The 820-nt window shown below is 37.2% G+C and carries 2 protein-coding genes; both read left to right on the top strand.

The genetic code is table 11. The annotated features are described in order from the left end of the window. Positions 1-211 precede the first annotated feature (211 nt). Positions 212-388 (top strand): hypothetical protein, encoded by a 177-nt coding sequence (locus PGP85_RS20355; protein ID WP_270329068.1) that lies wholly within the window; start codon positions 212-214, stop codon positions 386-388. Positions 389-540: 152 nt separating this feature from the next. Further along, on the top strand, positions 541-741 hold the full coding sequence (locus PGP85_RS20350; protein ID WP_270329067.1) for a hypothetical protein: 201 nt from the start codon (positions 541-543) through the stop codon (positions 739-741). The last annotated feature ends 79 nt before the right edge of the window (positions 742-820 follow it).

The raw sequence follows: 820 nt of genomic DNA, 5'->3' as shown, positions 1-820 counted from the left end.
TCTAATTCAATGGGCATAGTATATTCACCTTCTGCTCATTATTTTACCACAAGCAATATTTAAAGGAATAAGAAAATAGATTTAATAAATCGGCTAACTCAGCCTATCAAGTAAGAAAAAAGATGGCCATTGAAAATGTAGGAAAAGGACCATCGAAAATGTAGGTTTCTGACCTACATTGATGACGGTCAGTTAAGTTGGGAGGTATGAAATGAATAATCTACCTAAAGAAATCTATTCAGATGCTCTCAGAGGTGTTAGAAGCCAATTGAAAGAAGCAAAGAGGCAATTCAAATTGATTCCGACATTGGAGAATGAACGGAAAATTAAAAAATTGAGGCGACGTTGTTCAATTTACGGAGAAAGAAGAAAGGATGTGTCGGAATAGATGTGTAAATATTGCGACGGTTCCATTCATGAAGTAGAAAACAAAGATTATGTGCACGTTGATACAACCGGGAGAACTATTCGTATTAAAGCTTACCCGGAAGGATACGAAGATGGCACTTGTATTTATATCAGACGGAAGTTTTGCCACGAATGTGGAAGAAAGTTGGTGGCGGAATGATATCAATGCAGTTTACTAAGCAAGAACTTGAAAGGATTTTCGCTTATTTTGATGAAGGTATAGATGACTGGATGGAATATCATCAACAACATGAAGGGGTCTACGAAATTGATGCAGGGCTGAAAGCTAGATTTGAAGATGCACTTTATCAGATGACCCCAATTGAGGAATAAAAGTTCCGGCAACCGAAGCAATTGCATAGGAAAAGACCGTTGGGCTGATTCCAACGGTCAATGAATTAGATTTAATTTA

Origin of the sequence: Enterococcus malodoratus, from assembly GCF_027659535.1 — a bacterium.
Lineage (GTDB): Bacteria > Bacillota > Bacilli > Lactobacillales > Enterococcaceae > Enterococcus_A > Enterococcus_A malodoratus.
This window is presented reverse-complemented; position numbering and strand designations above follow the sequence as displayed.